The following is a 374-nucleotide window of genomic DNA, read 5'->3' as shown; positions in this document are numbered from 1 at the left end:
CCATTTGGTGAGTTTTTTGCCAAAGATACGGATAGAGAAATGGTATTTATTGGTGGTGGTGCCGGCATGGCACCAATGCGTTCGCATATTTTTGATCAGTTACGCCGCCTGAAATCCAAGCGTAAAATGACCTTCTGGTATGGTGCTCGCAGTTTGCGTGAAATGTTTTATACCGAAGATTTTGATGAACTTGCCGCGGAAAATGACAACTTTACCTGGCATGTCGCTTTATCCGATGCTTTGCCAGAAGATAACTGGACGGGCTACACAGGCTTTATTCACAACGTCATATACGAAAATTACCTGAAAGATCATCCTGCACCGGAAGATTGTGAATATTATATGTGTGGGCCACCGATGATGAATGCAGCGGT

1 pseudogene is annotated in these 374 nt (G+C 44.1%); it reads left to right on the top strand.

The window, feature by feature from the left end:
* A pseudogene (locus B3182_RS03120) lies at positions 1-374 on the top strand (NADH:ubiquinone reductase (Na(+)-transporting) subunit F); the annotation flags it as partial.

The sequence above is a fragment of the Methylophaga sp. UBA4204 genome (assembly GCF_002379485.1).
Classification (GTDB): Bacteria; Pseudomonadota; Gammaproteobacteria; order Nitrosococcales; family Methylophagaceae; genus Methylophaga.
This window is presented reverse-complemented; position numbering and strand designations above follow the sequence as displayed.